We start from the raw sequence: 13,803 nt of genomic DNA, 5'->3' as shown, positions 1-13,803 counted from the left end.
CTTGCATACTATGATTCCTATCGCAGGCATACCTTACCTGCCAACTTAATTCAAGCCCAGAGGGACTATTTTGGCGCACATACTTATGAAAGAATAGATCAGGAAGGAATTTTTCATACGACTTGGATTTAACAAAAGTTAAAAATGTTTAAATAAAACTATTTCAAAATTACTTTTAATGTCATATAATGAAATTAGCACCAAGGAAAGTAGGATATTTATGCTTGAATTATTAAAGAGAAATAAAAGAGAATATGCAAGAGAATATGTAATAAGGGTTTTGCGCCATAATATTATAAATTTAAATCTAAAACCGGGTCAGCTTGTAAGCGAAAATGAGATTGCTGAAATATTGGGAGTAAGTCGCACTCCTGTAAGGGAAGCATTTATTGAGCTTTCCAAATCGTCTTTAGTTGAGATATATCCTCAAAAAGGAACTTGTATTTCACCTATAGATATGGATATTGTTGAAGAATCTCGATTTATGCGATGTGTACTGGAAAAAGCCGTTGTTAAGTTATGCTGTGATATTCTTTCTGATTCTGATATTGCTAATTTAGAAGAGAACATTCGATTGCAAGAGTCTTGCGTAGAGCATAAGGATTATGAGCGCCTACTTTTCCTTGATAACAGCTTTCATGAATATTTATTTAAAGCCTGCAATAAAAAAATGACTTATAGCCTTATTAAGAGTGCTATGGCACAGTTTGACAGGGTTCGTATACTAAATTTCGCAGAAATGGACATGAAAATCACTGTTAATGAGCATAAACAAATACTTAATGCAATAAAAAATAAAGATAAAGAAATGGCAGAAGACCTCATGGAGAAGCACCTTACAAGAGTCATCTTTGATATGTCTTACTTGATGGAAAAACACCCGGAATATTTTAAAGGAAGTTCAATTAAGATATCAAATTTGGCAAGAGAGTCGTAACTATTTTAAATTTAGCGTGAGACTATTTGTAAATAGGTTTATAAATATTATAAGAATCTAGGCTAAAGTTACTTTTCAATGAGTGGAGTTTAGATAAAATAACAAAAACATAAAAAACTATTGAAAAGTACAGAAATATCTGATATAATAAATTAAATTGAATAAATACTTCAACTTTTATACCAGTGTGTTACTGTTTTTGCAGGCATGAGCTGGGGAAGGATTATATTTTCCTTTCTCAGCTTTTTTATTTTCTAAAAAATATAGCAGCTTAATAAACGTTATTTATGCAGCACTCATTGGTTGAAAAAATAATGGGAGGTGAAAGCAATATGATAATAAAATAAGGCGAAAGAGTGGAAGGATTTAGAAGGCCCGACATCGACTTTTAAAAAATGTAAGGGGGTTAAAAAGTGAAAAATCTTATGGGTAATCTTCAAAAATTGGGGAAAGCCTTGATGGCTCCGGTGGCAGTATTACCGGCGGCAGCACTTTTGCTCAGGTTGGGTGCGCCTGATGTGCTAAATATTCCTATAGTTATGGCTGCAGGTGATGCAATATTTGGAAACTTGTCATTAATCTTTGCCCTTGGCGTATCTATGGGACTTGCCGGCGGTGCAGGAGCAGCTGCATTGGCCGGTGGTGTAGGTTATCATGTCTTGATTAAAGTATTGTATACTATGAATCCTGATATTAACATGGGAGTTTTAGCAGGAATAATTACAGGTGTAGTGGCCGCTTCCCTATATAACAAGTATAAAGATATCAGACTGCCGGACTTTTTAGGATTTTTTGGAGGGAAGCGTTTTATTCCTATTGTAACTTCTTTTACAATGCTCATACTTGGAATCATATTCGGATTCATCTGGCCACCAATTCAAGCGGCAATATATGATGCCGGTGAGTGGATTATACAGGCTGGAGCGCTTGGTGTAGGCGTTTTTGGCTTTTTAAATCGTTTGTTAATACCCTTTGGTTTGCACCATGTCATAAACAGTCTTGTATGGTTTATCTTCGGAGAATTTACAAATGCAGCGGGGGAAATAGTTACCGGTGACCTACATCGATTCTTTGCAGGAGACCCAAGTGCCGGAATTTTTATGACAGGGTTCTTCCCGGTAATGATGTTTGGCCTGCCTGCCGCATGTTTTGCGATGCTTCATGAAGCTAAAGATTCAGAACGAAAGGCTGTAAGCGGTGTGCTGATCAGTGCCGCATTGACATCTTTCCTCACAGGTATTACCGAACCTATTGAATTTGTCTTCATGTTTTTAGCGCCGGTTCTTTACTTGATACATGCTCTGCTTACAGGGATAGCAATGTCATTAACATATGTGTTGGGCTTAAGGCATGGCTTTGGCTTTTCTGCAGGATTTATCGACTATGTGTTGAACTTTAAGCTGGCTACACAACCAATATTGTTGTTGGTTATTGGTATTGCGTACGGTGCACTGTACTATGTAATATTTAGATATTTCATCAGAAAATACGACCTTCCTACTCCTGGACGTATTGAAGGTGAGGCTAGCGAAGCTCCAAGAGGAGAGATAAAAATCAGTGAAAAAGCCGAAAGAATTTTAGCAGGTCTTGGAGGACCTGATAATATCGAGAATATGGATGCTTGTATAACGCGTATAAGACTTACAGTTCATGACATCTCTAAAGTGAATGATGCTGCAATCAAAAGGGCTGGAGCTACCGGGGTAATGAAGCTTGGAGGAGGTAACCTTCAGGTTGTTGTAGGTACTGAAGCAGAACTTATAGTTGAGGAGATGAAAAAAATATTATAAAATACCTTAAAAAGTAAATTAAAAGGGGTTGTCTTAAAAGCCAGCCCCTTTTATCAAATGAGATTTGAATATATATTAAATGGGGTATTTTTAGTGCGACAGTTTTGCATTATAAAAGTTTTTAATAACAATGTTGTACTGGCCCGGGATAAAACAGACAGAGAGGAAGCGGTGCTCGTAGGCAAAGGGCTGGGATTTAATGCCAAGCCCGGAAACATGCTTGAAGATGATAAAGCGGAAAAAATATTTTATTTTATCGATAAAGACAAGGTAAAACAGCTTAATCGTTTCAATGAAGACATAATAGGGATTACTGAAGAAATTATATCAATGGTGTCGCGGGAGTTGAAAGAACCATTAAATGAACATATTCATGTAGCTCTGGCAGATCACATAGGTTTTACTCTGGAGCGATTGGAAACCGGGCTTGAAATAACAAATCCTTTCCTAGAAGAGATTAAAGGTCTTTATCCGAGAGAATATGAGTTAGCATGTAAATCTGCTGCGATGATTGAAGAAAAATTTGCGGTTGATATTCCAGATGGGGAAAAGGGTTTTATTGCCATGCATATTCATTCGGCTAGAATAGACAGAGAACTGGCAAAGACTGTTAAAAGCACATCAATGATCAACAAAATGGTAGAGATTATAGAACAAGAGCTGCGGCTAAAACTCAATCGTCAGGATACTAACTATGCAAGGCTCATAATTCATTTAAGATTTGCACTTGATCGCATTGACAGCGAAATGACTATCAAAAATCCACTACTTGTCAGAATAAAGGAAGAGTTTAGTGAAAGCTATAAAACCGCAATAAAGATTTCTGAATATATCAAAGAAAGAATTGGAAAGGCACCACCTGAAGATGAGCTGGGATATCTTGCTTTGCATATCCAAAGAATCAAAGATTCATCAGCTGAGCATTATACAAAGTAGAAATTAAACTTATATTTATAAGAGGGGGATTTACGGGTGTTCGGAAACATATTCAATAACAAAAGCTATGATGTTAATAATTATGTAATTATCAAAGCTCCCATAAGTGGAAAAATCATGGATTTATCCGAAGTAAAAGATGAGGTTTTTGCAAGCAAGATGCTCGGGGACGGCATAGCAATAGACCCTTCGATAGGCAGCCTTATAGCTCCATTTGACGGAATTATAAAACAGATATTTCCAACAGGTCATGCGGTAGTTTTAGAATCAAAGAAAGGCCTTACCTTATTAATCCATATTGGCCTTGATACGGTGAATTTAAAAGGAGAAGGTTTTGAGATTTTGGCAAAAGAAGGTCAGAACATAAAAACTAAAGATCCCATTATAAAATTCGATATAGATTTTATACGAAATAAACAGTATTACTTACAGACGCCGATACTTCTACCTGAAGGAAATAGTATAAAATCCATTGAACTGACCAAAGAAAAATACGTAAATGCGGGTGAAGATGTATTGATGAAAGTAAGTCTGAACAAGTAGGAAGGCTTGGAGAGGTGAATATGAAGAGGATTTTCGAACTGGGGTCTAAAGATTTTATGACTCTTGGCAAACAAGAAATATTGTCAACCATCAAAAATTCCGAAGGAAGGTCAGTTATGGCCGAAGTAGTTGTGACAGCCTTGCCGCTTATTTATGGAGTTAGCGGACTTGAAATGGCTGCCGCCTTTGGGGCCGATATGATTACGCTGAACCTTTTTGATTTTGATAATCCTTTCATTTTTGGTATTGACGAGATAGATTTAAGTAATGGAGTTAATGCCATCTCAATGATTGAGCAAAAAATAAGGGAAAATCAGAAAAATCCTGACTATATTAGAAATGCCAAGAATATTATAGGGAGATTTATAGGAGTAAATTTGGAGCCGGTGCCGGTGGGAATAAACTATCCCGAAGGTCGAAAGCTGAAAGCTGAAAATCTGATAAAAGCTAAAGAATTAGGCTTTGATTATATACTAATAACGGGGAATCCCAATACCGGTGTCACACATAGAGCCATACTTGAGGGGATAGAAGAGGCTGCAGAATTAATTGGAGATAAGGTCATTATTATGGCAGGAAAAATGCATGCTGCCGGGGAAGAAAATATTTACGATTCGTCAATATGTAAGGATTTTGTAAAGGCAGGTGCAGATGTGATATTGATTCCCGCTCCTGGAACGATTCCGGGTATGGATCAGAAAATGGCTCGATGCCAAATTGAAACTATTCATGAATGCCAAGCCCTAGCCTTAACTTCTATCGGTACATCTCAAGAAAGCTCAAGCGAAGATACCATCGAGCAAATTGCACTTATGTCTAAAATGGCGGGAGCAGATATTCAGCATATCGGGGATGCAGGGTACTGCGGGATGGCCTTTCCGGAAAATATAATGGCACTTTCTATTGCTATTCGAGGGAAGAGGCATACCTATAGGCGGATGGCATATTCATTAAAACGGTAAAACAATAAAAGGGCTTTTGCATTAAAAATTAAGCGGCTTGCAATAGCCCTTTTATTTTATGAGTGTTCAGCAAATACTGGCAAAAACTCGAAAATAATAGTAATATATATGTAATGGAGTAACATATATGCATTTCTTAAAGCATATATAGTCTCCGTTAAATATTATGGTGGTGATAATTTGGGGGCTTTCAGGTTGCGCATTGAATTTGATGACAGGACAGGTATGGTCTATGATACCAGTAGGGTTATAGCTAAATACAATATCAGTATTTTAGCGCTGGAAGTTTTACCAAATCTCATGTATTTTGAATTAGAATGTGATGATGAAGAAATAAAGAAAAAGATTATGCTAGATCTGGCACCTATTTCTAATATAAAAAAGGTTGAAGAGGTAAGATGTACTACCTTGGATGTTCCCAGAGATGATCCTTTTAATATCATCTTAGGCGAGAGCCGAGCTTTAAAAAAAGCAATATTTAGGGCAAAGCTAGCAGCAGACAGCAGCAGTACTGTTTTGCTTTTGGGTGAAAGCGGAACTGGAAAGGAGCTCTTTGCAAAGGCCATACATCTTTCAAGTCCAAGAAGTAAATTACAATTTTACCCTGTAAATTGTGCTGCATTGCCTGATACTCTTTTGGAAAGTGAGCTGTTCGGATACGAAGACGGAGCTTTTAGCGGAGCCAAAAAAGGCGGTAAAGCCGGGCTGCTTGAGGTTGCAGATAAAAGTACGGTATTTTTGGATGAAGTAGGAGATCTTTCCTTAAGTACGCAGGCAAAACTGCTTAGGGCTATTCAAGAGATGAAGATACGCCGGATAGGCAGTTATGAAGAAAAACCCATTGATGTGAGAATTATTGCCGCAACTAACCGCGACTTGGAAAAGATGGTTCAAAAAGGTGAATTTAGGGAAGACCTTTACTATCGTCTTAATGTCGTGCCTATTGCCATACCATCTTTAAAAGAACGCAGAGCCGACATTCCGCTGCTTGCAGAATATTTTCTTTCAAGATATGTAAAATCAACCGGCAAACCACCTAAAACGCTTACAGCAAGAGCAATGGCTTTTTTAGTGAATTATGATTGGCCCGGAAATGTAAGAGAGCTGCAAAATATGATCGAAAGGGCCGTAAATTTGACCCCCGGCAGAATCATAGATATAGATAATCTGCATTTTGAAGTAGATAATGAGCTCATCTTGCCGGATGCAGAGGATAAACCGTTAAAGGTCATGGTAGAACAGCTAGAGTCTAAAATGATTACCGAAGCTTTGTTAAAACATACTTCAATAAGGAAAGCATCTCAGGCATTGGGTCTATCGCATCCGGCGCTGATTAAAAAGATGAAAAAATACAATATAAATAAAGAGGAGCTAGATGATAAACCTCCCCGGTAGCAAAAGTTACCAGGGAGGTTTATGTTCAAAAGAATTACTTAAAAAACTTTATATAATATATAAGTATCCGGTTAATAGAAAATAGTGACTTTATTTGATTAATTCCGATATTAAAAAAACTTTATATTTTTAAACCATTTATTCAAAGCGATAAAGCAATAAATTTAATAACTAAGCCAAATTATCGGTAACATTAGTTACCGATTTAGACCTTAAATATTGCTTTTTGGTAACTATAGTTACCAAAAAGCAATATTTTTTTATAATAACTGCGCAGAGGCGCGGCTGTATTAGACTGTGCAGTTATGGCATGATTTTTGCAATATACTATTATAAGAATAAATTCTTAAGGGGGTTGCAAAATGTCTGAAGGGCAGTTTAGGGGGTTATCTTTCGGCATACCTAGAGAAATAATGAGTGGCGAGCGGCGTGTAGCTGCAATACCTGATACGGTAAAAAAGCTTGTTGATGGCGGAGCTAAAGTTTTTTTTGAAAAAGGTGCGGGAATTGGGTCTTATTTTTCTGATGATGAATACAGGAAAGTAGGGGCAACAATTATTGATGATATTCAAAAACTATATGATGAATCGGATATTATTTTAAAAGTCAAGGAACCGTTATTTAATGAAGAATTGGGAAAACATGAAGTTGATATGATGCATGAAGGTCAGGTTTTGATAACATTCCTCCATCCCGCAGCACCTGCTAATCATGAAATGGTAAAGAAGCTCATGGAGAAAAAGGTAACTAGCCTGACGCTAGATGGCATCCCTAGAATTTCTCGGGCTCAATCAATGGATGCTTTAACTTCTATGAGTACTGTAGCAGGATATAAAAGTGTTTTGATGGCAGCCGACCGCTTGCCGAAGTTTATCCCAATGATAGGTACAGCAGTTGGTATGATTCAGCCATCATCAGTTATGGTAATTGGCGCAGGTGTTGCTGGGCTGCAGGCTATAGCTACAGCAAAGCGGTTAGGTGCAGTTGTGCATGCTGCGGATATTCGTGCTGATGCAGCAGAACATGCAAAGAGTTTAGGCGCAAAAACAGTTGAAACCGGTGTGCCGGCTGATGTAGCAATAGGAAAGGGTGGCTATGCGCAATCATTGCCAAAAGAATGGCTTTTAAAGGAAAGAGAAGCTATAAAAGAAGCGGTAGTAAAGTCTGATATTTTAATATTAACAGCCTTGGTTCCGGGAAGATTGGCTCCGGTTTTAGTTACAGAAGAAATGGTAAAACAGATGAAACCCGGTTCTGCTATTGTAGATGTTGCCATAGACCAAGGAGGAAACTGTGAACTTACAAAGGGCGGCGAATTAATAGTCCAATATGGTGTGAGCATAGACGGCACCAAGAATATTCCCGGCATGGTGCCTATAAGCTCAACATGGATGTTTGCTCATAATATTTTTAATTATGTCATATCCTTTATTAACAATGGCAGGTTGGAAATAGATACCAGTGATGAGATTATAGCCTCAAGCCTTGTCACAAAGGGCGGCAAGCTGTATCATGCCGGAGCTCGTGAGGCTATTGGCTTGGATTAAAGGAGTGAAAAGAGTGAAAGAAATGTTTCTCATAATTATTTTTATTGTTGCGTCCTTGCTGGGGTACAGGGTTATAAAAGAGGTTCCCTCTTTGCTCCATACCCCTCTGATGTCAGGCACTAATGCCATATCCGGTGTGACTATATTGGGTTCACTGGTTTCTACGGCTTATGCCGTATCATCAGGCAGTAAATTCTTAGGTTTTATTGCCATAGTTTTGGCGACGATCAACTTAGTTGGGGGTTTTGTGGTCACAGATCGAATGCTAAAAATGTTTAAGAGCTAATGTGAGGTGTAGCAATGATAGGGACTTATGAAATAGTTTCCATTGTTTTATCAATCTTGGTCCTTGTGGGAATTAAATTGATGAGCTCGCCCAAAACAGCTGTACAGGGCAACCGAATAGGAGCCATGGCAATGCTTGCAGCTGTCATTGTGGTTCTTGCCTATAATGGGATTATTGATGTGCCTTTGTTGTGGCTTGCTATCTTTGTCGGTGGGGTAATTGGATACATCATGGCTATGAGGGTTAAAATGATTCAAATGCCGCAAATGGTAGCACTGCTAAACGGTCTTGGCGGTGGAGCTTCAGCTTTAGTGGCCTTGGTGGAAATCTTTGAGAGATATAAGCAAATGACCTTATTCGGCCGGCTTACCGGCCAATTGGCACTGGCGGTAGGGGCAGTGACTTTCAGCGGCAGCCTGATTGCTGCAGCCAAGCTTGATCGAAGGATATCCCAGAGGCCGATTATTTTAAAAAACCACGGTCTGATTTCAAACGCTGTTTTATTGATAATTATTTTATTAATCATAACCGCTTCTGTCGCTAATATATCTGGCATAGGATTTATCGCAATTATAACCGCATTTTTGGCGCTGGCCTATGGCGTGTTGTTTGCTATTAGAGTCGGCGGAGCCGATATGCCTATAACCATTTCACTGCTCAACTCTTTTTCCGGACTGGCAGGAGCTATTTGCGGCTTTACAATAGAAGACCCACTGCTGGTAGCCGTAGGGGCTATCGTCGGGGCTTCAGGGCTTATACTGACCCAGATTATGTGTGGTGCGATGAATCGGTCATTGGTCGATATACTTAGCGGATCACAATTAAATCCTGGAATTAATAAAAAAGAAGCCACGCCTCAAGAAAAGGTCATAGATGTTGAAAAAACCCCTGTGACAGCCAAGAAATCACCTGCAAAATCACCTGCAGAAATACTAAAAACCGCCAAAAAAGTGGTCATAGTTCCCGGCTACGGTATGGCCATAGCCCAAGCTCAAAGCCAGGTAAAAGCTTTGTATGATACACTAGAGTCTCAAGGCAAGGAAGTAAAATTTGCCATACACCCGGTAGCAGGCCGCATGCCAGGCCACATGAACGTACTGCTGGCGGAAGTGGATGTGCCCTATGATAAGCTTTGCGAAATGGATGCAATCAATCCGGAATTTTCCGAAACCGATGTAGCAATAGTAGTTGGAGCATGTGACGTAATAAACCCGGCGGCCAACACCGCCGAAGGCACACCTATCTATGGTATGCCGGTGTTGAAAGTGGAAGAAGCAAAGAACGTCATCGTATGCAACCTAGATACAAAGCCGGGCTATTCAGGAGTGAAAAATTCGCTGTATGAATTGCCCAATGTGCATCTGCTATTAGGTAATGCCGCAGATACTGTTAAAGAGCTGGTTGAGAGCATAAAGCAATAAACGGGTCTATACCATCTTAACTTTTGAAATATTAGGTAGAAAGTATTAAGAAAAATAGCTGCTGCACTTTAGCGAACGGAATAGTTCGAAGTGCAGCAGCTATTTTTTTATATTATTATGACTTTATTAGAAAATTTAGGATTATGGAAATGAAATAAAACTACAAAAAATTTTACAAATGATGAAGGAATAATACAAAATGTGACACTAGCGAAGCCAGTGTTGTAAGGTTTTGCCGCACATTGGGGTATAAGGGTTATCAGGATCTGAAGATAAAAGTTTCGGCTGATATAGCGTTTAAAACGAGGAAAATACGGGGTGTAGTTAATATCGATGATGATTTGGACGCTATTATTGCCAAGATTACAAAGAATAACATGCAAGCAATTGAAAGCACCATGGATGTACTCAGTCGGGGTGAAATAAACAAAGCTGTTGAGGCTATCATGAAGGCCGAAAGAGTTGACATTTATGGTATTGGTGCATCGGCTATAGTAGCCCAGGATGCCATGCATAAATTTATGCGTATAAACAAAGCGTGTACCGCTTATTATGCAGGCGGAGATGACAAAAAAAGGAATCTACCATCTCTATTTTGTTTCCACAGATGTCCCCGGAAGACGATTCTATGAACGGCATGGTGTTCAGGTATTCAGAACATTTATAGATTATGATAAAACGCTCTAAATAGAAGAGATCTTAAGGCGATACTTACTCAACAACCATAGACAGGGTTTAACAGATATTCTGGCGAACTTCAAATAATATTAAAAGATTTACCGGCCGATGAAAGGGTCAATGTAGTAGGTGAGATTCCAAAAGATGAGCATATATTAGCTGCCGAAATAAAACCGGGTAAAAAATTTCGATTTAGAAAGGAACTCAAGTAATGAATCTTTCAGAACTTATTACTGAAGAAAGAAATCTTGATACATTAGATATAGATACATTAGATACCAAAACCATGCTGAAAAAAATAAACGATCATGATAAAACAGTACCTTTTGCGGTAGAACCCCCTATGTTCTGGGTGCTTTGAAATTCTCAAATAATAAAGGGGCATTAACCATAGGTGTATGCTGTACCAATAACAGCCCTATGCAGCAATACTCGGATATTATGATAACACCGATTGTAGGACCTGAAGCGGTTATGGGTTCTACCCGCATGAAAGCAGGAACAGCTCAGAAACTGGTGCTTAACATGATTTCTACCGGTGTTATGATTAAATTAGGCAAGATCTATAGCAACCTTATGGTGGATGTACAGGCAACCAATGAGAAACTGGTGGAAAGGGCAAAACGCATTGTAAGGATTGCCACAGGTGCTTCGGATATTGAAGTAGAAAAGATTTTAAATGAAACAGATTATGATGTGAAATTGGCTATTATGATGCTTTTGACTCAAAGCGATAAGGATACGGCCCGCCAACTGCTAAAGGACAATGACGGCCATATAAGGCAGGCATTGAACCGAACTATAAAGGACAAAGCCTAACTTACAAAAGAAGAATATATGAATTCCGGGCATAATTACTCTATGCCCTACACCCTACTCAAAAAGATTTTTATGCTTATATTCTGTGATAATAGGAGCAAAGGCTAGTTATATGTAAGGAATCTAAATGCGAGCACTCGCTACATTGATTATTCAGACTTGACCATTAATAAGTAAAATTACTATAATTGAATCAACAATAACTGGTAGTGTCAAACAAATAATGAAAAAATGATAATTCAAGTTCATAAGCAAAAAAAAGAGCTCAGAACCCTGAAAACCAAAAAAGACAAATAAAAAATGTGCTGGAAAGTGCCCAAAAACAAATAAACCCTTCCTAAGCACATAAAGATACCAAAAAAAGGCATAACAAAACAACACCAATAGGTGCAATATTAAGCCATATAAACTATACAACCGCTATATACCATAACTATGCTGACCTTTGTAAATCCTCCAGATGATCATAAGAAAGCCTAAGCAACCTTAACCACTTAGACGGCATATCGGGCATCTCCTCAAGCTCCGGTATACTTACAGGAACATTATAAGAAAGAGCCTGATGCCTGCGCAAGAAATTAAAAAAAGCAGCAAACAAAGCCATGAACTATTTGCCCGTTCAAAAGAATTAAAGCCGTTCTTACCCCTGTAGACGCCCTTAAAAGTCCTATTAAGACGCTCGATGATTTGCTTTAGCCAGCGATATTCCTTCGACACCTCATCCCTATTAGTTAAATCAATAACCTGCTTAACATCAAAATAAATACCATGTTGTGCAAAAAAATGCTGAGCTAAAACATAAATAGGATTACCATCAAAAATAAGAGTCAAATCCTCAGGGAGATTCTTGAACTTAGACAAAGTAGAATAAATAGCCTTAATAGCTGCAACACCATCCCTATTTAAAAAGATAGAATAAGAAGTAATAATTTTCTTGACAGCATCCATCATAAAAAACACATAATGCCTTTTACCTGAAACCTTAATATAAGTCTCATCGCCACAAACCGATACAGAACTAGAAAGCTCATAAGGATAATCATCCACATAATGTTTAACAACCCTAGCAGCAGAAGCAGCGTAATTAGCAACAGTCTGGTGAGAGATTTTAATATTATGCACATCCCAAAGGATAGAAGATGTCTGACGGGTACTAAGACCATAATTAATATGATAAGTAAGAACAAGACCCAGCACATACCTCGCATTTCTAATACGAGAAAGATCAACAGCAGAAGGAATACTAGTATCCTTTTTAAGAGAATCCAATTTAACATCAAATACCCTATAGTAATAATGCAGCTTGTATTTATAAGGATTCTTACCAAAATCAGCCTTCTCATCCTTTGACATGGAAGTCAAATTGCGCACATAAAAAGGGCAGCACCTATTAACACATGTATAAACAAAGAACTGCTTGCGATCACGCTTTTTCTGAAGAGCTCTGCCACAATGGGGGCATTTAAGTGTAAGCTTTTCCAAATAAGCCTTATCAGGATAGAAAGTAGACTTACACACCTTACAGCCAAGCTGGCCCCTACCGCCTACGTTATCATAGATATACTCATAGGGGGCATTGCAAATAGGGCATATGGTACCAAGTGGTGGAAGATACTTACTCCTTCTATTAACAGGCTTAAGAGGCTTACCACGTTCTTTAAGATACTTACTTAATAACTGCCTATAATCAAGCAGCTCTCTTTTTTCGATGATAGGCATAGCATCGACCCTTAAAGCCCGGTATTTTTCAGAAACTGGGTTATCAGAAGGGGAATTTTGCAAGAATCTATCTACAAGAAAACATTGAAACTTAAAAAGAACTCTATTCAAGAATTTTATTAGCATAAGCAAATACACTGCAACAAGTTTCACGGTGGTTCCCTCACTTTCCATTTTTGGGTGGGAGTTACCTAATTATACCAAAGTTTTGGGAACCATCGTGAAGTTAAATAACATTTCAAACGAACAAATAAATAATTGTGGATTTGATGGAAAAGCACTTCTCAGTAGGTAATGCTAAGCTTTAGGTCATGGACAAATATGTGGATTAATTGTGGGAAACACGCTTTTTGTTTTCCACAATTAATCGCACAAACTTGCCCACAACCTAAAGCAAGCATTACCAGACTTCAAAGCACTTTACCACAAGCTCCACAATTACGGCTACTACTCTCCCTAGTATATTAAAGCAAAAAAATAGAATACAGGATTAGGGGGAGGGTAAAGACTTAAATACTTGAGTAAGCAAGGTGTATAAAGCATTATAGGTCATTAGTACATCAGTACTTTTGACACTACCCAATAACTTAGGAGGTTAGTTAAATGAGAAAGAAGGTTTATGCAATTGCCTTAAGTGTGGTACTTTTATTTACAAGTTTTCCATCAGCTATGCAGTGCTGACGCATGAAATTTCTTAAAAAAATCTCAAAGGTATGGAATTTGGTTTTCCCACATTTCTTGATATTCTTTCCATGGACTTTCAGTAATAT

General features: G+C 38.2%; 12 protein-coding genes and 3 pseudogenes. 14 read left to right on the top strand and 1 reads right to left on the bottom strand.

All coding sequences use genetic code 11. The annotated features are described in order from the left end of the window. From BUC45_RS08225 to BUC45_RS08160, 14 genes and pseudogenes are all read left to right on the top strand, one after another. Positions 1–132: hypothetical protein (locus BUC45_RS08225; RefSeq protein WP_296971553.1), on the top strand; the 132-nt coding region annotated here is incomplete at its 5' end. A gap of 46 nt (positions 133–178) precedes the next feature. After that, on the top strand, positions 179–937 hold the full coding sequence (locus BUC45_RS08220; protein WP_296971547.1) for a GntR family transcriptional regulator: 759 nt from the start codon (positions 179–181) through the stop codon (positions 935–937). Between the two features lie 425 nt (positions 938–1,362). After that, complete coding sequence (gene nagE, locus BUC45_RS08215) at positions 1,363–2,727, top strand: N-acetylglucosamine-specific PTS transporter subunit IIBC (protein ID WP_366749983.1); 1,365 nt, start codon at positions 1,363–1,365, stop codon at positions 2,725–2,727. A 57-nt stretch (positions 2,728–2,784) separates the two neighbouring features. Then, positions 2,785–3,663, top strand: coding sequence for a transcription antiterminator (locus BUC45_RS08210; RefSeq protein ID WP_296971544.1), 879 nt, complete (start codon positions 2,785–2,787; stop codon positions 3,661–3,663). Positions 3,664–3,699: 36 nt separating this feature from the next. Continuing rightward, complete coding sequence (locus tag BUC45_RS08205; protein ID WP_296971542.1) at positions 3,700–4,206, top strand: PTS glucose transporter subunit IIA; 507 nt, start codon at positions 3,700–3,702, stop codon at positions 4,204–4,206. 20 nt (positions 4,207–4,226) lie between these two features. Beyond that, positions 4,227–5,168: a hypothetical protein gene (locus BUC45_RS08200; protein WP_296971540.1), complete on the top strand. Its 942-nt coding sequence runs from the start codon at positions 4,227–4,229 to the stop codon at positions 5,166–5,168. Between the two features lie 195 nt (positions 5,169–5,363). Beyond that, positions 5,364–6,563 (top strand): sigma 54-interacting transcriptional regulator, encoded by a 1,200-nt coding sequence (locus BUC45_RS08195; RefSeq protein WP_296971539.1) that lies wholly within the window; start codon positions 5,364–5,366, stop codon positions 6,561–6,563. Positions 6,564–6,925: 362 nt separating this feature from the next. Then, a complete protein-coding gene (locus BUC45_RS08190) occupies positions 6,926–8,110 on the top strand; it encodes an NAD(P) transhydrogenase subunit alpha (protein ID WP_296971537.1) in 1,185 nt (394 codons plus the stop codon). Between the two features lie 22 nt (positions 8,111–8,132). Further along, positions 8,133–8,396, top strand: coding sequence for an NAD(P) transhydrogenase subunit alpha (locus BUC45_RS08185; RefSeq protein ID WP_296971551.1), 264 nt, complete (start codon positions 8,133–8,135; stop codon positions 8,394–8,396). A gap of 14 nt (positions 8,397–8,410) precedes the next feature. Continuing rightward, positions 8,411–9,817, top strand: coding sequence for an NAD(P)(+) transhydrogenase (Re/Si-specific) subunit beta (locus BUC45_RS08180; RefSeq protein WP_296971536.1), 1,407 nt, complete (start codon positions 8,411–8,413; stop codon positions 9,815–9,817). 209 nt (positions 9,818–10,026) lie between these two features. After that, a pseudogene (locus tag BUC45_RS08175) lies at positions 10,027–10,101 on the top strand (hypothetical protein); the annotation flags it as partial. 93 nt (positions 10,102–10,194) lie between these two features. Next, positions 10,195–10,449 (top strand): SIS domain-containing protein, encoded by a 255-nt coding sequence (locus tag BUC45_RS08170; RefSeq protein ID WP_366749981.1) that lies wholly within the window; start codon positions 10,195–10,197, stop codon positions 10,447–10,449. A gap of 114 nt (positions 10,450–10,563) precedes the next feature. Continuing rightward, positions 10,564–10,707, top strand: a pseudogene (locus BUC45_RS12015) (phospho-sugar glycosidase domain-containing protein); the annotation flags it as partial. Next, positions 10,707–11,314 (top strand): annotated as a pseudogene (locus BUC45_RS08160) (N-acetylmuramic acid 6-phosphate etherase). The pseudogenes BUC45_RS12015 and BUC45_RS08160, both read left to right, overlap by 1 nt. A gap of 534 nt (positions 11,315–11,848) precedes the next feature. Here the strand turns inward: BUC45_RS08160 and BUC45_RS08155 are convergent. After that, entirely contained in the window at positions 11,849–13,186 is a 1,338-nt protein-coding gene (locus tag BUC45_RS08155) for a DDE-type integrase/transposase/recombinase (protein ID WP_296971532.1), read from the bottom strand. Between the last annotated feature and the right edge of the window lie 617 nt (positions 13,187–13,803).

The organism is Tepidanaerobacter sp. EBM-38, assembly GCA_001896545.1.
In the GTDB taxonomy this organism is placed as follows: domain Bacteria; phylum Bacillota; class Thermosediminibacteria; order Thermosediminibacterales; family Tepidanaerobacteraceae; genus Tepidanaerobacter.
The sequence above is the reverse complement of the archived record's forward strand: the minus strand, read 5'-3'. Positions and strand labels throughout refer to the sequence as shown.

Coding starts and splice junctions, on each gene's coding strand:
- BUC45_RS08220 (WP_296971547.1), top strand. CDS start 179: ATGTCATATAATGAAATTAGCACCAAGGAAAGTAGGATATTTATGCTT.
- nagE (WP_366749983.1), top strand. CDS start 1,363: ATGGGTAATCTTCAAAAATTGGGGAAAGCCTTGATGGCTCCGGTGGCA.
- BUC45_RS08210 (WP_296971544.1), top strand. CDS start 2,785: ATGAGATTTGAATATATATTAAATGGGGTATTTTTAGTGCGACAGTTT.
- BUC45_RS08200 (WP_296971540.1), top strand. CDS start 4,227: ATGAAGAGGATTTTCGAACTGGGGTCTAAAGATTTTATGACTCTTGGC.
- BUC45_RS08190 (WP_296971537.1), top strand. CDS start 6,926: ATGTCTGAAGGGCAGTTTAGGGGGTTATCTTTCGGCATACCTAGAGAA.
- BUC45_RS08185 (WP_296971551.1), top strand. CDS start 8,133: ATGTTTCTCATAATTATTTTTATTGTTGCGTCCTTGCTGGGGTACAGG.
- BUC45_RS08180 (WP_296971536.1), top strand. CDS start 8,411: ATGATAGGGACTTATGAAATAGTTTCCATTGTTTTATCAATCTTGGTC.
- BUC45_RS08170 (WP_366749981.1), top strand. CDS start 10,195: ATGCAAGCAATTGAAAGCACCATGGATGTACTCAGTCGGGGTGAAATA.